25 protein-coding genes are annotated in these 22312 nt (G+C 33.1%); all 25 read left to right on the forward strand.

The window, feature by feature from the left end:
• The first annotated feature begins 349 nt into the window (after positions 1-349).
• The 25 genes from HMPREF2561_RS03060 (at position 350) to murA (ending at position 22285) form a co-directional block, all read left to right on the forward strand.
• Entirely contained in the window at positions 350-1621 is a 1272-nt protein-coding gene (locus HMPREF2561_RS03060; protein WP_019835606.1) for a UDP-N-acetylglucosamine 1-carboxyvinyltransferase, read from the forward strand.
• A gap of 87 nt (positions 1622-1708) precedes the next feature.
• The gene (locus HMPREF2561_RS03065) at positions 1709-2044 is read left to right on the forward strand and encodes a winged helix-turn-helix transcriptional regulator (protein WP_002488141.1); all 336 of its coding nucleotides are present in this window, start codon (positions 1709-1711) and stop codon (positions 2042-2044) included.
• 109 nt (positions 2045-2153) lie between these two features.
• A complete protein-coding gene (locus tag HMPREF2561_RS03070) occupies positions 2154-3581 on the forward strand; it encodes an aldehyde dehydrogenase family protein (RefSeq protein WP_017175119.1) in 1428 nt (475 codons plus the stop codon).
• Positions 3582-3820: 239 nt separating this feature from the next.
• Positions 3821-5137 (forward strand): transcription termination factor Rho, encoded by a 1317-nt coding sequence (gene rho / locus HMPREF2561_RS03075; RefSeq protein WP_017175120.1) that lies wholly within the window; start codon positions 3821-3823, stop codon positions 5135-5137.
• 115 nt (positions 5138-5252) lie between these two features.
• Entirely contained in the window at positions 5253-5510 is a 258-nt protein-coding gene (locus HMPREF2561_RS03080) for a type B 50S ribosomal protein L31 (RefSeq protein ID WP_002448672.1), read from the forward strand.
• A gap of 174 nt (positions 5511-5684) precedes the next feature.
• Positions 5685-6284, forward strand: a complete 600-nt coding sequence (locus HMPREF2561_RS03085) for a thymidine kinase (protein WP_017175121.1) — start codon at positions 5685-5687, stop codon at positions 6282-6284.
• Entirely contained in the window at positions 6284-7360 is a 1077-nt protein-coding gene (prfA, locus tag HMPREF2561_RS03090; protein ID WP_017175122.1) for a peptide chain release factor 1, read from the forward strand. The genes HMPREF2561_RS03085 and prfA overlap by 1 nt, the downstream gene beginning before the upstream one ends.
• Entirely contained in the window at positions 7347-8183 is an 837-nt protein-coding gene (gene prmC / locus HMPREF2561_RS03095) for a peptide chain release factor N(5)-glutamine methyltransferase (RefSeq protein WP_017175123.1), read from the forward strand. Before prfA ends, prmC begins: the two co-directional genes overlap by 14 nt.
• A gap of 84 nt (positions 8184-8267) precedes the next feature.
• Positions 8268-9308: an L-threonylcarbamoyladenylate synthase gene (locus tag HMPREF2561_RS03100; protein WP_019835609.1), complete on the forward strand. Its 1041-nt coding sequence runs from the start codon at positions 8268-8270 to the stop codon at positions 9306-9308.
• Complete coding sequence (locus HMPREF2561_RS03105; protein WP_017175125.1) at positions 9305-9721, forward strand: low molecular weight protein arginine phosphatase; 417 nt, start codon at positions 9305-9307, stop codon at positions 9719-9721. Before HMPREF2561_RS03100 ends, HMPREF2561_RS03105 begins: the two co-directional genes overlap by 4 nt.
• 109 nt (positions 9722-9830) lie before the next feature.
• Entirely contained in the window at positions 9831-10355 is a 525-nt protein-coding gene (locus HMPREF2561_RS03110; protein WP_019835610.1) for a TIGR01440 family protein, read from the forward strand.
• A gap of 24 nt (positions 10356-10379) precedes the next feature.
• On the forward strand, positions 10380-11618 hold the full coding sequence (gene glyA, locus HMPREF2561_RS03115; protein ID WP_070468333.1) for a serine hydroxymethyltransferase: 1239 nt from the start codon (positions 10380-10382) through the stop codon (positions 11616-11618).
• Between the two features lie 24 nt (positions 11619-11642).
• Positions 11643-12272 (forward strand): uracil phosphoribosyltransferase, encoded by a 630-nt coding sequence (gene upp / locus HMPREF2561_RS03120; protein ID WP_017175128.1) that lies wholly within the window; start codon positions 11643-11645, stop codon positions 12270-12272.
• Positions 12273-12291: 19 nt separating this feature from the next.
• A complete protein-coding gene (gene wecB / locus HMPREF2561_RS03125) occupies positions 12292-13437 on the forward strand; it encodes a non-hydrolyzing UDP-N-acetylglucosamine 2-epimerase (RefSeq protein ID WP_048787787.1) in 1146 nt (381 codons plus the stop codon).
• A gap of 147 nt (positions 13438-13584) precedes the next feature.
• Entirely contained in the window at positions 13585-13932 is a 348-nt protein-coding gene (locus tag HMPREF2561_RS03130; RefSeq protein ID WP_017175130.1) for an ATP synthase subunit I, read from the forward strand.
• Positions 13933-13960: 28 nt separating this feature from the next.
• Positions 13961-14686, forward strand: a complete 726-nt coding sequence (atpB, locus tag HMPREF2561_RS03135) for a F0F1 ATP synthase subunit A (RefSeq protein WP_002448665.1) — start codon at positions 13961-13963, stop codon at positions 14684-14686.
• A 32-nt stretch (positions 14687-14718) separates the two neighbouring features.
• Positions 14719-14931: a F0F1 ATP synthase subunit C gene (atpE, locus tag HMPREF2561_RS03140; protein ID WP_002448651.1), complete on the forward strand. Its 213-nt coding sequence runs from the start codon at positions 14719-14721 to the stop codon at positions 14929-14931.
• An 86-nt stretch (positions 14932-15017) separates the two neighbouring features.
• Complete coding sequence (locus HMPREF2561_RS03145) at positions 15018-15548, forward strand: F0F1 ATP synthase subunit B (protein WP_017175131.1); 531 nt, start codon at positions 15018-15020, stop codon at positions 15546-15548.
• A complete protein-coding gene (locus HMPREF2561_RS03150) occupies positions 15548-16087 on the forward strand; it encodes a F0F1 ATP synthase subunit delta (protein ID WP_049382314.1) in 540 nt (179 codons plus the stop codon). The genes HMPREF2561_RS03145 and HMPREF2561_RS03150 overlap by 1 nt, the downstream gene beginning before the upstream one ends.
• 18 nt (positions 16088-16105) lie before the next feature.
• Complete coding sequence (gene atpA, locus HMPREF2561_RS03155; RefSeq protein ID WP_017175133.1) at positions 16106-17614, forward strand: F0F1 ATP synthase subunit alpha; 1509 nt, start codon at positions 16106-16108, stop codon at positions 17612-17614.
• Between the two features lie 31 nt (positions 17615-17645).
• Positions 17646-18512, forward strand: coding sequence for an ATP synthase F1 subunit gamma (gene atpG / locus HMPREF2561_RS03160; RefSeq protein WP_017175134.1), 867 nt, complete (start codon positions 17646-17648; stop codon positions 18510-18512).
• Between the two features lie 21 nt (positions 18513-18533).
• Positions 18534-19946 carry a F0F1 ATP synthase subunit beta gene (atpD, locus tag HMPREF2561_RS03165; RefSeq protein ID WP_017175135.1) on the forward strand — a complete coding sequence of 471 codons (1413 nt, stop codon included), beginning with the start codon at positions 18534-18536 and terminating at the stop codon, positions 19944-19946.
• Positions 19947-19967: 21 nt separating this feature from the next.
• Positions 19968-20369 carry a F0F1 ATP synthase subunit epsilon gene (locus tag HMPREF2561_RS03170; protein WP_002448708.1) on the forward strand — a complete coding sequence of 134 codons (402 nt, stop codon included), beginning with the start codon at positions 19968-19970 and terminating at the stop codon, positions 20367-20369.
• Between the two features lie 313 nt (positions 20370-20682).
• The gene (locus HMPREF2561_RS03175) at positions 20683-20913 is read left to right on the forward strand and encodes a DUF1146 family protein (RefSeq protein WP_017175136.1); all 231 of its coding nucleotides are present in this window, start codon (positions 20683-20685) and stop codon (positions 20911-20913) included.
• A gap of 106 nt (positions 20914-21019) precedes the next feature.
• Positions 21020-22285, forward strand: coding sequence for a UDP-N-acetylglucosamine 1-carboxyvinyltransferase (gene murA / locus HMPREF2561_RS03180; protein WP_070468335.1), 1266 nt, complete (start codon positions 21020-21022; stop codon positions 22283-22285).
• The last annotated feature ends 27 nt before the right edge of the window (positions 22286-22312 follow it).

A 22312-nucleotide genomic window follows, 5' to 3' on the forward strand; every position in this document is an offset into this window, starting at 1 on the left:
AGTGTTCGCTTTGTTGACAGTTTTTTTATTTTATACAAAAATTTTACGATATATTATTAAAGTATTTGTATAAAGTTAGTCATGCTGAATGTTAATCAATTACTGACTCATGATTTATAAAAAATAAATTATCTCTTTTTAAAATTTATGAAAAAACAGAATTAAATAATTGTATAAATTGATTTATAATAGTGTTATCAATCTGTTATATGAAATATTAGATTTTTGGATATTAATATTATAATTGCTAAGTTTTTTTAAAAGTTAGTGTTTTACAAATAAATAATATATAATTTATAATGCGAATTATGTATAATTTTACAAAAGGCGAATAAAGGAGAAAAAATAAATGAGTCAAGAAGTAATTAAAATCCGAGGTGGTCAACCACTAAAGGGTGAAGTTACAATTAGTGGTGCAAAAAATAGTGCCGTAGCTATTATTCCAGCTACTCTATTAGCGCAAGGACAAGTGAAAATTGACGGTTTACCGCAAATCTCAGATGTTGAAACACTAGTGAGTTTATTAGAAGATTTAAATATTAAAACAAATCTTAATGGTAAAACATTAGAAGTTGATACAACAGACATTAAAAATGCACCGTTACCAAATAACAAAGTTGAATCTTTACGTGCTTCTTATTACATGATGGGAGCCATGTTAGGTCGCTTTAAAAAATGTGTGATTGGTTTACCAGGTGGTTGTCCATTGGGCCCACGTCCAATTGATCAACACATTAAAGGATTTAAAGCTTTAGGTGCTGAAATTGATGAATCAAGTGATACATCAATGAAAATAGAAGCAAAAGAATTGCACGGAGCCAACATCTTTTTAGATATGGTAAGTGTTGGTGCAACCATCAACATTATGCTTGCAGCTGTTCATGCAAAAGGGCAAACAACGATTGAAAATGCTGCCAAAGAACCAGAAGTAGTAGATGTAGCAAACTTTTTAAATAGCTTAGGCGCAAATATCAAAGGCGCCGGTACGAGTACTCTAAAAATCAGTGGTGTTGAAGAGTTACATGGAGCTGAATATCAAGTGATTCCTGATAGAATTGAAGCGGGAACGTATATGTGTATTGCCGCTGCTTGTGGTGACGAAGTAACAATTAAAAATATTGTACCTAAACATTTAGAAGCGCTCACAGTTAAACTAAATGAATTAGGTGTTGATATTGATATCGATGATGATAAAGAACAAATAGTAATTAAAGGTAAATCATCATATAAAAATGTAGATATTAAAACATTAGTATATCCTGGATTTGCTACTGACTTACAACAACCTATTACGCCTTTATTATTTATGACAGATGGTCCATCTTTCGTTACAGAAACGATATATCCAGCTCGTTTCCGCCATGTAGAAGAGCTCAAAAATATGGGAGCTAGTATTGAAGCAGATACGTCTACTGGTACTGCAACAATTAAACCTTCTAAACTTCAAGGTGCCAAAGTATATGCGAGTGATCTACGTGCAGGAGCTTGCTTGATTATTGCTGGATTACTAGCAGAAGGTGTTACAACAATTTATAATGTTAAACATATTTATAGAGGATATACAGATATCGTTAAACATCTTAAAGATTTAGGTGCGGATATTTGGACTGAACAAGTTTAATTATTTTTGATATACTTAAATATATTAATTGCTGAAGTATATTAAATACCTGCAATGTTTAAGAAGTTTTGAATAGAGGTGAAGACAATGGAAATCTGTCCATATCTCGAAGAAACCTTTAAAATTGTTGGTAGAAGTTGGAACGGTTTAATCATTAATTACCTATCTCGATGCGCTGATTATACTGCACACTTTTCCGATATGAAAAGGGATTTAAAAACAATTACTCCACGTGCATTAAGTATTAAGCTTACAGAATTAGGTGAGTGGGAATTAGTAGACAAAAAAGTCATTTCTACACGTCCTGTTTCTATCGTTTATGAGTTAACCGATAAAGGAAAAGCACTTGCTGAGGCTTTAAGACCAATTGAAGCATGGGCTAGAGATTACGTCACATTAGAACATAACGATTCAGTTAAATAATATAGTTAAAAGGTTGGAGTTTATATAAACTTTAACCTTTTAATTATGTTTAAATAACATCAAATCGGATATATATTAGACATACACATTCTTAAGGAGTGAATCATTGATGAGAAATTATACTCAACAATATATTAATGGTGAATGGATTGATAGTGAAAGTAACGAAACAATTGATGTAATTAATCCAGCAACAGAAGAAGTTATTGGAAAAGTTGCAAAAGGTAATGAAAAAGACGTAGAAAAAGCGGTTCAAGCTGCTCATGACGTATATTTAGAATTTCGCCATAGTTCAGTTGAAGAAAGAAAACAACTACTAGATAGAATAGTAGAAGAATATAAAAATAGAAAACAAGATATTATTGAAGCAATTACTGCAGAGTTAGGTGCTCCACTAACTGTTTCAGAAAATGTTCATTATCAAATGGGTTTACAACACTTTTCAGAAGCACGTAGAGCTTTAGATTCATTTGAATTTGAAGAACGTCGTGGAGATGATTTGGTAACTAAAGAAGCGATTGGCGTTTCTGGATTAGTTACACCATGGAATTTCCCAACTAATCAAACATCTCTTAAATTAGCAGCAGCATTTGCTGCAGGTAGTCCAGTTGTGTTAAAACCTTCTGAAGAAACACCATTTGCTGCAATAATTTTAGCTGAAATCTTTGAAAAAGCAGGCGTTCCTAAAGGTGTATTTAACTTAGTTAATGGTGATGGTGAAGGTGTAGGTAATCCATTAAGCGAACATCCTAAAGTTAGAATGATGTCATTCACTGGTTCTGGAGCTACAGGTTCTAAAATTATGGAAAAAGCAGCTAAAGATATCAAAAAAGTATCTCTTGAATTAGGTGGCAAATCACCATATATCGTACTTGACGATGTAGATATTAAAGAAGCTGCAAAAGCTACAACTGGAAAGGTTGTTAATAATACTGGTCAAGTATGTACTGCAGGAACAAGAATCTTAGTTCCAGAAAGTATTAAACAAGAATTCTTAACTGCCTTAAAAGAAGAGTTTAGTAATGTTAAAGTTGGCGATCCACTTGATAAAAATACTCAAGTAGGACCAATCATTAGTAAAAAACAATTCGACACAGTACAATCTTATATTGATAAAGGTATTGAAGAAGGCGCTGAATTATTATATGGCGGTCCAGGTAAACCAGAAGGATTAGATACAGGTTATTTTGCTAGACCAACTATTTTTGTAAATGTTAAAAATGATATGACTATTGCACAAGAAGAAATTTTTGGTCCAGTTGTTTCAGTAATCACATATAATGATTTAGACGAAGCAATCGAAATTGCTAATGATACTAAATATGGTTTAGCAGGATATGTAATTGGTAAAGATAAAGAAACACTTCAAAAAGTAGCACGTTCAATTGAGGCAGGTAGAATTCAAATTAATGAATCTCCAAACGAACCTTATTTACCATTTGGTGGTTATAAACAATCTGGTATCGGTCGTGAATGGGGCGACTACGGAATTGAAGAGTTCTTAGAAGTAAAATCAATTGCTGGTTATTTTAAATAATTAAGTATAATGAAATATTTTAATATAAATACAGTTCATGGAATCGTTTTAGTTCCATGAGCTGTTTTATTTTTTGAAATTTAATAAAATCATTTTGTAATTAAATTAAAAATTTGCTATATTAATTCTAGTATTTAAGATGCTAACGTTTAAAACATTTAAGTTATAATCATTTAGATGATTTGACAATGCTAGTAGCTAGATGATTTTTATAAAAATATAAGAAATGGGTGCAATTTATGCCTGAAAGAGAACGAACATCACCACAATATGAATCTTTTCATGAATTGTATAAAAATTATACGACAAAAGAACTTACGCAAAAAGCAAAATCATTAAAACTAACTAATTATAGTAAATTGAATAAAAGTGAGCTTGTCTTGGCAATTATGGAAGCTCAAATGGAAAAAGATGGAAATTACTATATGGAGGGTGTTTTAGATGATATACAACCTGATGGATATGGTTTCTTAAGAACCGTTAATTATTCTAAAGGTGAAAAAGATATATATATATCAGCGAGTCAAATTAGACGTTTTGAAATTAAACGAGGCGATAAAGTAACTGGAAAAGTACGAAAGCCTAAAGACAATGAAAAATACTATGGACTTCTACAAGTTGACTTTGTTAATGATGAAAATGCAGAAGTTGTAAAAAAACGTCCTCATTTCCAAGCACTTACTCCGTTATACCCAGAGGAAAGAATTATTCTTGAAACAGAGCCTCAAAACTATTCTACTCGAATTATGGATTTAGTTACTCCAATTGGTTTAGGTCAACGTGGTCTTATTGTTGCTCCTCCTAAAGCTGGTAAAACGTCATTACTTAAAGAAATTGCAAATGCAATTAGTACAAATAAACCAGATGCTAAATTATTTATATTATTAGTAGGTGAACGACCTGAAGAGGTAACTGATATAGAGCGTTCAGTAGAGTCAGCAGAAGTAGTACATTCCACTTTTGATGAACCTCCTCAACACCACGTTAAGGTAGCAGAGTTATTACTAGAAAGAGCAAAACGTCTTGTAGAGATAGGACAAGATGTCATTATCTTGATGGACTCTATTACGCGTTTAGCAAGAGCATATAATCTTGTTATCCCGCCTAGTGGTAGAACATTGTCAGGTGGTTTGGATCCAGCATCCTTACATAAGCCTAAAGCATTTTTCGGTGCTGCGCGTAATATTGAAGCAGGTGGTAGCCTAACTATTTTAGCAACAGCTTTAGTAGATACAGGTTCACGTATGGATGATATGATTTATGAAGAGTTCAAAGGTACAGGTAATATGGAACTTCATCTTGATCGTAAATTATCCGAACGTCGAATATTCCCAGCTATTGATATTGGACGTAGTTCTACACGTAAAGAAGAATTATTAATTAGCAAGTCCGAATTAGACTCATTATGGCAACTTAGAAATATGTTTACTGATTCTACCGATTTTACAGAGCGTTTTATAAGAAAATTAAAACGTTCAGAAAATAACAAAGAATTTTTTGAACAATTGCAAAAGGCAGCCGCTGAAAGTACAAAAACAGGAAAACCAATTATCTAAAATATATGATTGAGGGTTGCGTTTTCCTTCAATAACTATTATAATTACACAGTATTGGGTAAAAACTCACAAATAACTCTGTTCCAGATGGTTCAGGGCAAAGGAGCTGAAAAAAATGAAACAAGGAATTCATCCTGATTACCACAAAGTCATCTTTTTAGATACAACAACTAACTTTAAATTCTTAAGTGGTTCTACTAAAACTTCTTCAGAAACAATGGAATGGGAAGATGGTAACGAATACCCAGTTATTCGCTTAGATGTATCATCTGATTCACATCCATTCTACACAGGACGTCAAAAATTCGCTGCTGCGGATGGTCGTGTGGAACGTTTCAACAAAAAGTTTGGTCTCAAATCAAACAACAATTAATTTTGAACTTAAAATGCCTGCCTAATCTATTATGTATAGAATTAAGCAGGTATTTTTTTATTTCTAAACTATTTTATTCATTTGTTCAATGATAACCCAGTAATAAACTCATTTATAATAAACGAAAATATGATATAATTAAGCGATTATGTTTTGAAAAAGGTGGAACTTATAATGTATGAAACTTACCATTCTGGTTGGATTGAATGCATTACTGGAAGTATGTTTAGTGGTAAATCGGAAGAATTAATTCGTCGATTAAGAAGAGGAATTTATGCTAAACAAAAAGTAATCGTATTTAAACCGGCTATTGATGACCGGTATCATAAAGAAAAAGTTGTATCACATGATGGTAATGAACTAGAAGCCATTAATATTTCAACAGCTAGAGAAATACTATTACAAAATTTATCTCAATTTGATGTCATAGGGATAGATGAAATTCAATTTTTTGATAATGAAATTGTACATATAGTAGAAAAGCTAGCTGAAGAGGGTCATAGAGTTGTAGTAGCAGGTTTAGACATGGACTTTAGAGGTGAACCTTTTGACCCCATGCCTCAAATTATGGCTGTAAGTGAACAAGTGACCAAATTACAAGCCGTTTGTGCAGTATGTGGTTCGTCATCAAGTCGGACGCAACGTTTAATCGATGGACAACCAGCAAGAATTGATGACCCAATTATATTAGTAGGAGCAAATGAAAGTTATGAGCCAAGATGCAGAGCACATCATATTGTAGCACCTAGCATCAATGACAAGGAGGAAATATAGTGTTTGATCAATTAGATATTGTTGAAGAAAGATATGAACAGTTAAATGAAATGTTAAGTGATCCAGAAATCGTCAACGATCCAGATAAATTACGAAAATATTCTAAAGAGCAAGCTGATTTACAGAAAACAGTAGATGTTTATAGAGATTACAAAAGTAAAAAAGAAGAAGTAGCAGAAATAGATGAAATGCTAACTGAAACAGATGATAAAGAAGAAATTGAAATGTTAAAAGAAGAAGCATCTGGATTAAAAAGTGAACTTCCTGAATTAGAAGAACAACTTAAATTCTTGTTAATTCCTAAAGATCCAAACGATGAAAAAGACGTTATTGTCGAAATTAGAGCAGCAGCTGGTGGAGATGAAGCAGCTATTTTCGCAGGCGATTTATTAAGAATGTATACAAAATATGCGGAATCTCAAAATTTTAAAACTGAAATTGTTGAAGCGGCAGAAAGTGATCATGGTGGATATAAAGAAATCAGTTTTTCAGTTTCAGGTAGTGGTGCCTATAGTAAGTTGAAATTTGAAAATGGTGCTCATCGTGTACAACGTGTGCCCGAAACAGAATCTGGAGGACGTATTCATACATCTACAGCGACTGTAGCTGTATTACCTGAAGTTGAAGATGTAGAAATTGAAGTGCGTAATGAAGATTTGAAAATTGATACGTATCGTTCAAGTGGTGCTGGTGGTCAACACGTTAATACTACAGACTCTGCTGTGCGTATTACACATATTCCAACCGGTATTATTGCAACGTCTTCAGAAAAATCACAAATTCAAAACCGTGAAAAAGCATTAAAAGTATTAAAAGCACGATTATATGATATGAAATTACAAGAAGAACAGCAAAAGTATGCAGCTCAACGTAAATCAGCTGTAGGGACAGGAGATCGTTCTGAACGTGTACGAACTTATAATTATCCTCAAAGTCGTGTGACAGATCATCGAATTGGTTTAACTTTACAAAAGCTCGACCAAATTATGGAAGGTAAATTGGATGAAATTATTGATGCATTAACACTTTCTGAGCAAACTGAAAAACTGAAAGAACTAAATAATGGCGAGCTTTAAAGATACCTTACAAGAAGCGATTGAATTAACAAAAGAAAAAGGATTTGAGCAATCTAGAGCGGAATGGCTGATGTTAGACTTATTTAAATGGTCTAGGACTGATTATTTAATGCATATGTATGATGAGATGTCTCAAGCTGAAGAAGCAAAATTTTCACTTGCATTAGACCGTATGTTATTAGGAGAGCCTATTCAATATATTGTTGGTTTTCAATCATTTTATGGATATCAATTACAAGTAAATTCTCAATGTCTTATTCCACGTCCAGAAACAGAAGAAGTTATGCTTCATTTTTTAGAGCATTGTAAAGATGGAAGTACAATTGCTGATATAGGAACAGGCAGTGGAGCGATTGCAATTGTACTTAAAAAACTAAATCCAACCTTAAATGTAATAGCCACAGATCTTATTGAAGATACTCTAGAGGTAGCATCTGATAATGCACATCAATTAAAAGCGGATATCAGATTTCTAAAAGGTAACGCCCTTAAACCACTTATTAAAGAAAATATTAAATTAGATGGCTTAATTTCAAACCCTCCTTATATTGATCAAACTGAGATGAAAGATATGGAAGATACGGTAGTAAAGTATGAACCTCATATCGCGTTATTTGCTGAGGATGAAGGGTATGAAATTTATGAGATGATTCTAGATGATTTACCAAAAGTACTTAATAAAGGGGCTTATGTAACTTTTGAAATTGGATATAATCAAGGAGAAATATTAAAAGCACGTATTATAAATAAATATCCGCATGTGAATGTAAATCTCTTGAAAGATATTAACGGATTAAATAGAATGATTTCATTTAAGTGGTAATAGTGGAGTGGGAAAGAAATGTATTATTTTCTAACCCACTTCTTTTACTTTAATAATTTCACATATGTGAAAGGTGTGATCAAAGTGAAAACAAATATATGGAATATGAAAGATTATAGTCAAGATCCCCACACGTTTTCTCAATTAGCAGAAATAAAAACTATTTATGAAAATGGTGGCCTAATTGCGATACCTACTGAAACAGTGTACGGTTTAGGTGCCAATGCTAAAAATGAACAGGCAGTAGAAAACATTTATAAAGCCAAAGGACGCCCGTCTGATAACCCACTGATTGTTCATATTTACAAGCAATCACAAATGGATGCATTTGTATCAACTATCCCTAAGGAAGCTAAGAAATTAATGAATGCATTTTGGCCTGGCCCCATCTCGTTTATTCTTCCTTTAAAACAAGGATATTTATGTGAGAAAGTGACAGGTGGTCTTAATTCTATTGCTGTAAGAATGCCAAGTCATCCAATTGGAAGAGCAATATTAGAATATGTTGATTTACCAATCGCAGCACCCAGTGCAAATATAAGCGGAAGACCTTCTCCAACGACATTTCAACATGTTTATAATGATTTAAATGGAAAAATAGATGGTATTGTGAATGGCGATCAAAGTGAAGAAGGCTTGGAGAGTACAGTTTTAGATTGTACCCAATTTCCTTTTAGAATAGCAAGACCAGGATCAATTACTCAAACAATGCTTAATCAGGTGGTACCTCACAGCGTCATTCAATATGATTATAATCAATTAGAACGTCCCATAGCACCAGGTATGAAATATAAACACTATGCACCTAAAACACCTGTATATATGTTAACTGAATTGACACAACCTATTTCTGAGTTAAATGAATCAGGGTTAGCATTTGTTTTACCTTCTAGTATGAAAAAGTATGTACCTAAAGATGGTATATTTATCTCTCTTTGTGAAAATCAAAGAGATGTTAAAGGGGCTAATCATAACTTATATAAAATTTTACATGACATTGATGATGATGAACGAATAAAAAAAGCATTTATTTATACTTTTGATAATATTGAAGGTTCTGAAGCAGTTATGAATCGTATGCTAAAAGCAACGGGAAATCAAATAGTTAAAGGAAGAGAATTATGAAGATAATATTTGTATGTACTGGAAATACTTGTAGAAGTCCTATTGCTGAAAGTATAGCTACAGCGCTTCTACCTAACGATTCTATTCAATCACGTGGATTATTTGCAATGAATGGACAATCCATTACTCCTGAAGCATTAGAAGTTATTTTAGAAAATAATTTACCAGAACCCTCTGTATCTCAAATATTCAGTCAAGATGACTTAAAAAGTGATTTAATTTTAACGATGACCAATAGTCATAAACGACAGTTAATCAGTCAATTTGGGACAGAATATCCTATTTATACATTATGTGAGTATGTATCAGAAACAGGTGAAATAGATGATCCATTTGGCGGTAGCATAGATACCTATCGTCACACATTTAATCAATTATATTCTCTTATTAGCAAATTGAAACACGAGGAATAAAGAGAAATATTACGCTAATAGTATAAGTTGAGTAATAAATAAGTTATAATAAAGAAGTATAGCTTGTCAGCTATGCTTCTTTTTATCTTTGCAAGTGAGGTGAAATAATATGCAAGAACTTACAACTTTACTGGATGAATTGAAAACTCAATCGTTTTTCAAAAAAGATGAGATTTGTGTGATAGGATGTTCAACTTCTGAAGTAATTGGGGAAAAAATTGGGTCAGTTGGTTCAATGGAAGTTGCTGAAACTATTTTTAATGAATTGGAACGTATAAAACGTGAAACGGGCGTTTCATTTGCGTTTCAAGGTTGTGAACATATTAATAGGGCGATTACAATTGAGCGTGAAGATTATAATCCATTTACTATGGAAGAAGTAACTGTTGTACCAGATGTTCATGCAGGAGGAAGTCTTGCTACATATGCCTATCAACATATGAAAGATCCAATAGTCATTGAATATATAAAAGTGCCTAAAGGTATTGATATTGGTCAAACGCTTATTGGAATGCACATTAATCATGTTTGTGTTCCGTTGAGAACAAGCGTTAAAAAAGTTGGTGAAGCTACAGTTACAATCGCTACTTCAAGACCAAAAAAAATTGGTGGAGAAAGAGCTAAATATGAATAAGTTCTAAAGGAAGAAGGGGAATATATGTCTTATATTAAAGAACAAGATCACATTATTTATGAAGCGATTCAAAATGAATACAACCGTCAAAACAATAATATTGAGCTCATTGCTTCAGAGAACTTCGTTTCAGAAGCGGTAATGGAAGCGCAAGGATCTGTAATGACAAATAAATATGCAGAAGGCTATCCAGGTCGTCGTTACTATGGTGGTTGTGAATATGTTGATGTTACGGAAACAATAGCTATTGAACGTATCAAAGCTTTATTCGGAGCTGAACATGCAAATGTACAACCCCATTCAGGTTCTCAAGCTAATATGGCAGTGTATTTAGTTGCTTTAGAGATGGGAGATACTGTGCTTGGAATGAATTTAAGTCATGGTGGTCATTTAACTCACGGTGCTTCAGTTAATTTTAGTGGTAAGTTTTATAACTTTATCGATTATGGCGTAGATAAAGAAACTGAAAGAATTAATTATGATGAAATTCGTGAATTGGCACAGAAACATAAGCCTAAATTAATTGTAGCTGGTACGTCAGCGTATTCTAGACAATTAGATTTTAAGAAATTTAAAGAAATTGCTGATGAAGTTGGTGCTAAATTAATGGTTGATATGGCACACATTGCAGGTTTAGTAGCAACTGGATTACATCCTAATCCTGTAGAATATGCTGACTTTGTTACCAGTACAACTCATAAAACGTTGAGAGGACCACGTGGAGGCCTGATTCTTTGCAAGGAAAAGTATAAAAAAGAGATAGATAAGACAATATTTCCTGGAATTCAAGGTGGACCACTAGAACATGTGATTGCTGCAAAAACTGTTGCTTTTGGAGAAGCTTTAGAACCAGATTTCAAAGTGTATCAAGAACAAGTCATTAAAAATGCTAAAACTTTAGCTGAAACACTTCAAAATGAAGGATTTAGAATTGTTTCAGGAGGTACAGATAATCATCTAATTTCAGTAGATGTGAAACAATCAGTTAATTTAACGGGTAAACAGGCTGAAGAAACATTAGATTCAATTGGTATTACATGTAATAAAAATACAATACCTTTTGATCAGGAGAAACCATTCGTTACAAGTGGAATTAGACTAGGCACTCCTGCTGCAACGACGCGTGGTTTTGATGAAGTAGCATTTAAAGAAGTTGCTTTAATTATCAGTACAGCATTAAAAAATTCAAATGACCAAGCAAAATTGAAAGAAGCTAGTGATAGAGTAAAACAATTGACTCAACAATATCCGCTATATGAATAACAACATAAATGGAGGAAATGAATTATGAGTAAAGTACATGTATTTGATCACCCACTCATTCAACATAAATTGAGTTACATTCGTGATAAAAATACTGGAACAAAAGAATTTAGAGAGCTTGTTGATGAAGTAGGTATGCTAATGGCATATGAAGTTACAAGAGATTTACAATTGCAAGATGTAGAAATTGAAACACCTGTAACAACTATGACAGCAAAACGATTAGCTGGAAAAAAATTAGCAATTGTACCTATTTTAAGAGCAGGATTAGGGATGACAGATGGTGTATTAAGCTTAGTTCCAGCTGCTCGTGTAGGACATATTGGTTTGTATCGTGATCCTAAAACATTAAAAGCAGTAGAATATTTTGCTAAATTACCTCAAGATATCGATGAACGTGAAATTATAGTAGTTGATCCAATGTTAGCTACAGGCGCTTCAGCAATCGAAGCAATCAATTCACTAAAAAATCGAGGTGCAAAGAATATTCGTTTTATGTGTTTAATTGCCGCACCTGAGGGTGTTGAAAAAATGCAAGAAGCGCATGAAGATGTTGATATCTATATTGCAGCTTTAGATGAAAAACTTAATGAAAAAGCATATATTACACCTGGTTTAGGAGATGCTGGGGATAGATTATTTGGTACTAAATAGTACTATAGGAGTAAATATTATGAGAAAGATTATGACAGTCTTTGGTACAAGACCGGAAGCAATTAAAATGGCACCTTTAGTTAAAGCACTTGAAAAAGATTCAATGCTAGAACCAATTATTGTTGTAACTGCTCAACATAGAGAAATGCTTGATTCAGTTTTAAAAACATTCAACATAAAACCACATTATGATTTGAATATTATGAAAAAAGGGCAAACTCTTTCAGAAATAACAGCTAAATCTATTATTCAACTTGAGCAAATTATGAAAAAAGAATGTCCAGATATGGTACTTGTTCATGGTGATACAACAACTACTTTTTCTGGCGCATTAGCAGCATTTTATAATCATACCTCTGTAGGCCACGTAGAAGCTGGTCTTAGAAGTGGGAATAAATATGCGCCTTTTCCAGAAGAAATAAATCGGCAGATGGTTAGTAACATTGCCGATTTACACTTTGCTCCTACTATTGGTGCAAAACGCAATCTAATTCAAGAAAATAAAGATAAGACATCTATAGTGATTACTGGCAATACTGCCATTGATACACTAAATTTTACAATTAATAAAAATTATACTTCTGAGTTGATAGAAAAGCATAAAAATAAAAAAATTGTATTGCTGACCGTTCATCGTAGAGAGAATATTGGAAAACCTATGGAACATATTTTCAAAGCAGTTAGAGATATCGTTGAAGATATTGAAGACGTTGTAGTAGTTTTTCCTTTACATATGAATCCCGAAGTTAGAAAACTATCATACGATTATTTAGAAAATCATCCAAGGATAGAGCTTATTGAACCATTAGATGTTGTCGATTTTCATAATTTTGCTAATCATGCTTATTTAATTTTGACTGATTCTGGAGGCATTCAAGAAGAAGCACCATCATTAAATAAACCAGTTTTAGTTCTTAGAGATGTAACTGAAAGACCTGAAGGTGTAGAAGCTGGAACATTAAAAGTAATTGGAACAGAGTATACACATGTGTATCAAGAAATAAGAAAATTATTAAAGAACAAACAAGTTTATAATAATATGGCCTATGCTCAAAATCCTTATGGAGATGGAAAGGCATCTGAACGTATATGTGATAGTATTAAATACTATTTAGGATTAACTGAAGAAATACCTAAAGAATTTGAAAAGTTAAAAAATTGTTGATTTATTTGTGAACATTTTATGACAATATTGGTGTTAAATTAAACAACAATTTGAATAGAATTGACACATAAATTACCCTATATTATTATTGAAATTGTATGAGTGGAACGGTTTCCATGATTGTCATAAGTTTTGGAGGCACAAAGAATGAAACGGTTCAGCATCATATTTAGACAATTCATTCAATATTACATTTATTTTTTAATATTGTTAAGTATTTTGTATTTTATTAAATCTAATTCTTTTTTATTAGGCTTAATAATTGGGACACTTGGGTCTCTAATCAACACATACATTTTTGAGATATATCTTTCTAGGGCAAAACAACCAGATAATATACATATTTCTACAGGTAATGTATGGAGATACTTAGTCGCAATTATTGCATGTATAGTATGGGTTGTCTTTAAAGAGAATGTAAATATCATTGGTATAATGATAGGCCTTATGATTTCTTATGTATTAATCATTTTTCGCCCTCTCTTGCTAAAATAGTAAACTATATACAGAAAGAGGTGAGTACATGGATCACAAATCCCCACTCGTAAGTTGGAATGTGTTTGGATTTGATATTGTTTTCAACTTAGCAAGTATTATGATGCTTATTATTACTGCTATTATTGTTTTTATAATAGCTATTGTTTGTACGCGTAATCTTAAGAAAAGACCTAGTGGCAAACAAAACTTTATCGAATGGATTTTCGATTTTGTAAGAGGCATTATTGAGAGTAACATGGCTTGGAAAAAAGGTGGTCAATTTCACTTCTTGGCGGTAACATTAATTTTATTTATTTTTGTTGCCAATATGCTAGGTTTACCATTTGCAATTGTTACACATGATCATTATTTATGGTGGAAATCTCCAACTGCTGACGCGACTGTAACGTTGACGTTATCTACGATGATGATTTTATTAACACATTACTATGGTGTTAAAATGCGTGGAACAAAAGCATATGTTGGTAATTACTTTAAACCTTTCTGGCCATTAGCAATTATTAATGTCTTTGAAGAATTCTCTTCAACATTAACACTAGGTTTACGTCTTTACGGTAATATTTTTGCTGGTGAGTTACTATTATCACTATTAGCTGGCCTGTTTTTCCAAAACGGCTGGGGCTGGATAATTAGTATTCCTGGCTTAATTATATGGCAAGGATTCTCAATCTTTGTCGGTACAATCCAAGCATATATCTTTATTATGCTATCTATGGTTTACATGTCCCATAAAGTTGCGGACGCACATTAACATAAACAAACATTTTAGGAGGAATTATTAATATGGGTTTAATCGCAGCAGCAATTGCAATCGGTTTATCAGCATTAGGTGCTGGTATCGGTAACGGTCTTATTGTTTCAAGAACAGTTGAAGGTGTAGCACGTCAACCAGAAGCACGTGGTCAATTAATGAGTATTATGTTCATTGGTATTGGTTTAGTTGAAGCATTACCAATCATCGGCGTTGTTATCTCATTCATGACATTATTCAGATAAGAAATGTTCGAGGCGAAGTCTCTTTGATCTTCGCCATTCGTTTTATTTAGTGGCAAAGTGATGATTAATAATGAAAGGAGTGTCAAATGCCAGTGAACGCATTAACTAATTCATTTGTTTTAGGTGCAACTACAGGTGGCGTTGAATGGGGAACAACAATTGTTACAATTATTACATTTATAATCCTATTAGCGTTATTGAAAAAATTTGCTTGGGGTCCATTAAAAGAAGTAATGGATAAACGTGAACGCGATATCAATAGAGATATTGACGAAGCTGAAGAAGCAAAATTGAATGCACAAAAACTTGAAGAAGAAAATAAAAAGACACTTAAAGAAACACAAGATGAAGTTCATCATATTCTTGAGGATGCAAGAATTCAAGCACGTAAACAACATGAAGAAATTATTAAAGATGCACATGAACGTGCAAACGGTATGATTGAAACAGCACAAAGTGAAATCAACAGTGAAAAAGAACGCGCTCTTGCAGATATTAATAATCAAGTTTCTGAGTTATCTGTTTTAATAGCTTCTAAAGTTTTACAAAAAGAAATTTCAGAACAAGATCAAAAAGGTCTCGTTGATAAGTATCTTAAAGAGGCAGGCGATAAATAATGGCAGATGTAGCAAAAAAATATGCTAAAGCTTTATTTGATGTCTCTATAGATAAAGATCGATTAGATTTAATGTATGAAGAATTACAAGAAGTTAGTCATGCAACTTTAAATTACATTGATGATTTAAAAGCAATTGATTCAAATCCTAATCAGCCTGCTTCTGAACGACGTAAATTCGCAGGTATTGTATTTGGGGATGCGAACTATTACTTAAAAAATATGCTAATGATTTTAGCAAATAATCGTCATTTAGCGCTTATCCATTCTATCTTTAAAGAATTTAAACATTTGTATGACCATCATTATAATCAAGGTGATGCTTTGGTTGAATCTGTATATCAATTGAATGAAGAAGAATTATCTCGTATTGAAAGTGTAATTCTTAACAAAACTAAATTGTCTAAAGTACATATTACAACTAAAATAAATCCTAACTTAATTGGCGGTTTTAGAGCAAAAGTTGGGACTACTGTATTAGATGGCAGTATAAAAAATGATTTAGAACAAATAGAGCGTAAATTTAAAAGAGTTAATTAAAAAAGAGGAGTGACATAGATGGCCATCAAAGCTGAAGAAATCAGTGCATTACTTCGCTCACAAATTGAAAACTATGAGTCAGAAATGTCTGTTGATGATGTAGGTACCGTCCTTCAAATTGGTGATGGTATTGCATTAATTCACGGATTAAATGATTGTATGGCTGGTGAGCTTGTAGAGTTTTCAAATGGAGTGCTTGGTTTAGCACAAAACCTTGAAGAATCAAATGTGGGTGTCGTAATCTTAGGACCTTATAGTGAAATTAGAGAAGGCGACGAAGTTAAACGTACTGGCCGTATCATGGAAGTGCCAGTAGGTGAAGAACTTATCGGACGTGTTGTAAATCCACTTGGTCAACCAATTGATGGACAAGGTCCTATCAATTCAACTAAGACACGCCCTGTTGAGCAAAAAGCAACAGGTGTTATGGATCGTAAATCAGTTGATGAACCATTACAAACTGGTATTAAAGCGATTGACGCATTAGTACCAATTGGTCGTGGACAACGTGAATTAATTATTGGTGATAGACAAACAGGTAAAACAACGATTGGTATTGATACAATTTTAAACCAAAAAGGTTTAGATACAATTTGTATTTATGTAGCTATTGGTCAAAAAGATTCAACAGTACGTGCAAACGTTGAAAAATTACGTCAAGCTGGTGCTTTAGACTACACAATTGTTGTATCTGCATCAGCAGCGGAACCAGCACCATTATTATACATTGCCCCTTATTCAGGAGTAACAATGGGTGAAGAGTTCATGTTTAATGGAAAAAATGTACTTGTTGTATATGATGATTTAACTAAACAAGCAGCTGCTTATCGTGAATTATCATTATTATTACGCAGACCTCCAGGTCGTGAAGCATATCCAGGGGACGTCTTCTACTTACACAGTAGATTGTTAGAAAGAGCAGCTAAATTAAGCGATGCATTAGGTGGCGGTTCAATTACAGCTTTACCTATCATTGAAACACAAGCTGGAGATATCTCTGCATATGTTCCAACTAACGTAATTTCAATTACTGACGGACAAATTTTCTTACAATCTGATTTATTCTTCTCAGGTGTACGACCTGCGATCAATGCCGGTCAGTCTGTATCACGTGTTGGTGGTTCAGCACAAATTAAAGCAATGAAAAAAGTTGCCGGTACATTACGTTTAGATTTAGCATCTTATCGTGAGTTAGAATCATTTGCACAATTTGGTTCTGATTTAGACGAATATACTGCTAGAAAATTAGAACGTGGTAAACGTACGGTTGAAGTTTTAAAACAAGATCAAAACAAACCACTTCCTGTTGAAAATCAAGTGTTAATTATTTATGCCTTAACAAAAGGTTATTTAGATGACATTCCTGTAGAAGACATTACACGTTTTGAAGATGAATTAAATAGTTGGTCTAAATCAAATGCTTCAGAATTATTAGGAGAAATCAGAGAAACTGGTAACCTTCCTGATGATGCTAAATTTGAATCAGCTATTAATGAATTTAAGAAAAGTTTTAGCAAGTCTGAATAACTAAACTTTAAATCAAAAAGGTGGTGAGATAATGGCTTCTCTTAAAGAGATAGATAGTCGTATTAAATCGACGAAAAAAATGAAACAGATTACTAAAGCGATGAACATGGTTTCAAGTTCTAAATTACGTCGAGCTGAAAAAAATACTAAGCAATTCGAACCTTATATGGAAAAAATGCAAGATGCGATAACTGCTATTGCAGGCGCAAGTAAAAATTCAAGTCATCCAATGTTAAGACCAAGACACATTCAACGTAGTGGTTACCTGGTTATTACAAGTGACAAAGGATTAGCGGGTGCTTATAGTTCGAATGTGCTTAAACGACTAGTCAATGACATTAAAGAAAAACATACAAATAGTGATGAATATAGCATTATTGTTTTAGGTCAATCCGGTGTTGATTTCCTTAAAAATAGAGGTTATGAAGTTGAAAGTTCACTTGTTGATGTACCTGATCAACCTTCATTTAAATCAATACAAGCTATCGCTAAGCATGCGATTGACTTATTCAGTGAAGAACATATTGATGAACTTAAGATTTATTATAGCCACTATGTTAGTGTTCTTGAAAATAAACCTTCTGTTAAACAAGTTCTACCATTATCTCAAGAAGATTCTAGTCAAGGCCAAGGTCAAATGTCGTCATATGAATTTGAACCAGATAAAGACTCAATCTTAAGAGTTATTCTTCCACAATACGTTGAAAGTTTAATCTATGGAACGATTCTTGATGCTAAGGCTAGTGAACATGCAGCACGTATGACTGCAATGAAAAATGCATCTGATAATGCAACTGAACTTATTGATGACTTATCATTACAATATAATAGAGCGAGACAAGCTGAAATCACTCAACAAATTACAGAAATTGTTGGTGGTTCTGCCGCACTTGAATAATATTTTAAAGGAGGAAACAACATGGGTAATGGCCGTGTAACTCAGGTTATGGGTCCTGTAATTGATGTTCGATTCGAACATAATGAAGTCCCTGAAATTAATAATGCCCTAATTATTGAAGTCCCTAAAAATGATGGCACATTCAAATTAACATTAGAAGTTGCATTGCAATTAGGTGATGATGTTGTTCGTACTATTGCAATGGATTCAACTGATGGTGTTCAACGTGGTATGCAAGTTGTGAATACTGGTAAAGATATTAGTGTTCCTGTAGGTGAAGAAACACTTGGACGTGTGTTTAACGTTTTAGGAGAAACAATAGATTTAAATGAAAAAATAGATAGTTCTGTTAGACGTGATCCAATTCATCGTCGTCAACCTAATTTTGATGAATTGTCTACTGAAGTAGAAATCCTTGAAACAGGTATCAAAGTTGTAGACTTATTAGCACCTTATATTAAGGGTGGTAAGATTGGTTTATTCGGTGGTGCCGGTGTAGGTAAAACTGTATTAATTCAAGAATTAATCAATAATATCGCTCAAGAACATGGTGGTATTTCTGTATTCGCTGGTGTAGGTGAACGTACTCGTGAAGGTAACGACTTATACTATGAAATGAGCGATAGTGGCGTTATCAATAAAACTGCCATGGTATTCGGACAAATGAATGAGCCACCAGGTGCGCGTATGCGTGTTGCTTTATCTGCATTGACAATGGCTGAATATTTCCGTGATGAACAAGGTCAAGATGTACTTTTATTCATTGACAATATTTTCCGCTTTACTCAAGCTGGTTCTGAAGTTTCAGCATTATTAGGACGTATGCCTTCAGCTGTAGGTTATCAACCAACATTAGCAACTGAAATGGGTCAATTACAAGAACGTATTACATCTACTAATAAAGGTTCAGTCACTTCAATTCAAGCAGTATTCGTTCCTGCCGATGACTATACTGACCCAGCACCAGCAACTGCGTTCGCGCATTTAGATGCAACAACAAACTTAGAACGTAAATTAACTGAAATGGGTATTTATCCTGCGGTAGACCCATTAGCTTCAACTTCTAGAGCTTTAGAACCATCTATTGTTGGACAAGAACATTATGAAGTTGCACGTGAAGTTCAATCTACATTACAAAAATACAGAGAATTACAAGATATCATTGCAATTTTAGGTATGGATGAATTATCTGAAGAAGATAAATTAACAGTAGAACGCGCGCGTAGAATTCAATTCTTCTTATCACAAAACTTCCATGTGGCTGAACAATTTACTGGTCAAAAAGGTTCTTATGTTCCAGTTAAAACAACTGTAGCGGACTTTAAAGATATCTTAAATGGTAAATATGATCATATTCCTGAGGATGCGTTCCGTTTAGTTGGAAGTATGGATGATGTTATTGCTAAAGCTAAAGATATGGGTGTTGAAGTTTAAACTAATTAGGAGGTAAAGATAATGAACACAGTAAATCTTGATATTGTCACTCCTAATGGTTCAGTCTACGAAAAAGATGATGTTGAACTCGTTGTATTTCAAACTACTGCGGGCGAAATAGGTATCATGAGTGGACATATTCCGACAGTTGCCGCATTAAAGATAGGCCATATTAAAGTTAAGTTTAAGAATGGTACTGAGTATATAGCTGTTAGTGGTGGCTTTGTTGAAATTAGACAACATAAAGTATCTGTCATTGTTCAAACAGCTGAAACAGCTAGTGAGATTGATGTAGAAAGAGCTAAGTTGGCTCGTCAAAGAGCTCAGTCTCATTTAGATGAAGAGGATAACAGTGACATTAACCGAGCTAAACGCGCATTAGCTAGAGCGGAAAACCGTCTGCGTGTAGCTGAATTAAAATAATGATTAAATTAAATGATGTGGGATAATATTTATGATGAATATATTATCTCAATTTAGTGAGAATGGTTAATGAAAAAGTAACAGATATTAAAATATTATTGGTTTAGTTAATTATTCTTAATATATTAAAAGAGTTTGAGACATTTAATGGTGTTTCAAGCTCTTTTTTTATTGTAAATAAAAGAACTTAGAATGATAATAACTTTAAATTTTTATTTTAGTTACTTTTATTAAATATCGTAACGTTCTTATGTATCATTATTAACTTTTTTAATGTACAATATATTACAGAAATCTTTAAGGAGAGAAAAGAATGGAATATGTTGGGCAATTTGCAATAATACATCTATTTTTACATGTAATATGTATATGTATTGCGTACTGGGCATTACATTCTCTCAGATTAGATCAATTTTTTAAAAAAGGATATTCAACACAACTGCAAGTGTGTATGATTTTCTTAGCAATTTTAATGGGTACTGCAGTAAGTAACTTTATCGTGGATTTATTACAGTATTCTACACAAATTAAATATTTATTTTAAAAAATGAATTTCTACTAATTAACTAAAAATGTAGATATACTAATTAAATAAGTAATTCAAAATGGGAAATGTTATAAGAAATAGGAGTTTAATGTGGAGGATTAATATGGATAAGATAATTATAAATGGAGGCAATCGCCTTACTGGTGAAGTTCAAGTAGAAGGAGCTAAAAATGCTGTATTACCTGTCCTTACAGCATCGTTATTAGCGTCTGAAGGACAAAGTAAATTAACCAATGTGCCAGATTTAAGTGATGTTGTTACTATCAATAATGTTTTATCTACTTTAAATGCTAAAGTGGATTATGATAAAGAAAACGGATCATTTACAGTTGATGCTTCTGCTACACTAAATGAAGAAGCGCCTTATGAATATGTGAGTAAAATGAGAGCAAGTGTGTTAGTAATGGGACCTTTATTAGCACGTTTAGGTCATGCAATCGTTGCATTACCAGGTGGCTGTGCAATTGGTGCTCGTCCAATTGAACAACATATCAAAGGTTTTGAAGCCTTAGGTGCAGAAATTCATTTAGAAAACGGAAATATATACGCAAGCACTAAAGAGGGATTGAAAGGTGCAAATATTCATCTAGATTTTCCAAGTGTAGGTGCAACTCAAAATATTATAATGGGTGCTTCTTTAGCACAAGGAAAAACAGTTATCGAAAATGTAGCTAAAGAACCTGAAATTGTAGATTTAGCTAATTATATCAATGAAATGGGTGGTAACGTTGTTGGTGCTGGTACAGATACCATTACTATCCATGGTGTTGAAAAATTAACGGGCGTTGAACATGCAATTATACCTGATCGTATTGAAGCAGGTACACTTATTATCGCAGCAGCAATTACAAGAGGAGATGTTTTTGTAAAAGGTGCTGTTAAAGAACATATGACAAGTTTAATTTATAAATTAGAAGAAATGGGAGTTAACCTCGATTTTAATGAGGAAGGTGTACATGTTACTACAAATGGTGAACTTCAACCTGTAGATATTAAAACACTGCCTCATCCAGGTTTCCCTACAGATATGCAATCACAAATGATGGCATTATTATTAACAGCTGAAGGCCATAAAGTGGTAACTGAAACAGTATTTGAAAATAGATTTATGCATGTTGCAGAATTTAGAAGAATGAATGCTAATATTAATGTAGAAGGTAGAAGTGCTAAAATAGAAGGTAAAAGTCAACTACAAGGTGCTCAAGTAAAAGCTACGGATTTAAGAGCAGCCGCAGCTCTTATTTTGGCTGGTTTAGTGGCAGAAGGTACAACTCAAGTGACAGAACTTAAACACTTAGATCGTGGTTATGTTAATTTCCATGAGAAGTTAAAATCACTTGGTGCAGATATCAAAAGAGTCGATGACTAATTTTTAAATAGATTTGAGGTAATAGTT

This window comes from Staphylococcus sp. HMSC069E10, assembly GCF_001809205.1.
Lineage (GTDB): Bacteria > Bacillota > Bacilli > Staphylococcales > Staphylococcaceae > Staphylococcus > Staphylococcus hominis.

What these genes read in the sequence shown, in the direction of transcription:
- atpE (WP_002448651.1), top strand. Translation starts at nt 14,719, where the DNA reads ATGGGTTTAATCGCAGCAGCAATTGCAATCGGTTTATCAGCATTAGGT.
- HMPREF2561_RS03065 (WP_002488141.1), top strand. Translation starts at nt 1,709, where the DNA reads ATGGAAATCTGTCCATATCTCGAAGAAACCTTTAAAATTGTTGGTAGA.
- rho (WP_017175120.1), top strand. Translation starts at nt 3,821, where the DNA reads ATGCCTGAAAGAGAACGAACATCACCACAATATGAATCTTTTCATGAA.
- HMPREF2561_RS03105 (WP_017175125.1), top strand. Translation starts at nt 9,305, where the DNA reads ATGAAGATAATATTTGTATGTACTGGAAATACTTGTAGAAGTCCTATT.
- prmC (WP_017175123.1), top strand. Translation starts at nt 7,347, where the DNA reads ATGGCGAGCTTTAAAGATACCTTACAAGAAGCGATTGAATTAACAAAA.
- atpB (WP_002448665.1), top strand. Translation starts at nt 13,961, where the DNA reads ATGGATCACAAATCCCCACTCGTAAGTTGGAATGTGTTTGGATTTGAT.
- HMPREF2561_RS03170 (WP_002448708.1), top strand. Translation starts at nt 19,968, where the DNA reads ATGAACACAGTAAATCTTGATATTGTCACTCCTAATGGTTCAGTCTAC.
- wecB (WP_048787787.1), top strand. Translation starts at nt 12,292, where the DNA reads ATGAGAAAGATTATGACAGTCTTTGGTACAAGACCGGAAGCAATTAAA.
- HMPREF2561_RS03070 (WP_017175119.1), top strand. Translation starts at nt 2,154, where the DNA reads ATGAGAAATTATACTCAACAATATATTAATGGTGAATGGATTGATAGT.
- atpG (WP_017175134.1), top strand. Translation starts at nt 17,646, where the DNA reads ATGGCTTCTCTTAAAGAGATAGATAGTCGTATTAAATCGACGAAAAAA.
- atpD (WP_017175135.1), top strand. Translation starts at nt 18,534, where the DNA reads ATGGGTAATGGCCGTGTAACTCAGGTTATGGGTCCTGTAATTGATGTT.
- HMPREF2561_RS03130 (WP_017175130.1), top strand. Translation starts at nt 13,585, where the DNA reads ATGAAACGGTTCAGCATCATATTTAGACAATTCATTCAATATTACATT.
- HMPREF2561_RS03175 (WP_017175136.1), top strand. Translation starts at nt 20,683, where the DNA reads ATGGAATATGTTGGGCAATTTGCAATAATACATCTATTTTTACATGTA.
- HMPREF2561_RS03060 (WP_019835606.1), top strand. Translation starts at nt 350, where the DNA reads ATGAGTCAAGAAGTAATTAAAATCCGAGGTGGTCAACCACTAAAGGGT.
- HMPREF2561_RS03150 (WP_049382314.1), top strand. Translation starts at nt 15,548, where the DNA reads ATGGCAGATGTAGCAAAAAAATATGCTAAAGCTTTATTTGATGTCTCT.
- HMPREF2561_RS03085 (WP_017175121.1), top strand. Translation starts at nt 5,685, where the DNA reads ATGTATGAAACTTACCATTCTGGTTGGATTGAATGCATTACTGGAAGT.
- HMPREF2561_RS03110 (WP_019835610.1), top strand. Translation starts at nt 9,831, where the DNA reads ATGCAAGAACTTACAACTTTACTGGATGAATTGAAAACTCAATCGTTT.
- HMPREF2561_RS03080 (WP_002448672.1), top strand. Translation starts at nt 5,253, where the DNA reads ATGAAACAAGGAATTCATCCTGATTACCACAAAGTCATCTTTTTAGAT.
- atpA (WP_017175133.1), top strand. Translation starts at nt 16,106, where the DNA reads ATGGCCATCAAAGCTGAAGAAATCAGTGCATTACTTCGCTCACAAATT.
- HMPREF2561_RS03145 (WP_017175131.1), top strand. Translation starts at nt 15,018, where the DNA reads ATGCCAGTGAACGCATTAACTAATTCATTTGTTTTAGGTGCAACTACA.
- glyA (WP_070468333.1), top strand. Translation starts at nt 10,380, where the DNA reads ATGTCTTATATTAAAGAACAAGATCACATTATTTATGAAGCGATTCAA.
- upp (WP_017175128.1), top strand. Translation starts at nt 11,643, where the DNA reads ATGAGTAAAGTACATGTATTTGATCACCCACTCATTCAACATAAATTG.
- murA (WP_070468335.1), top strand. Translation starts at nt 21,020, where the DNA reads ATGGATAAGATAATTATAAATGGAGGCAATCGCCTTACTGGTGAAGTT.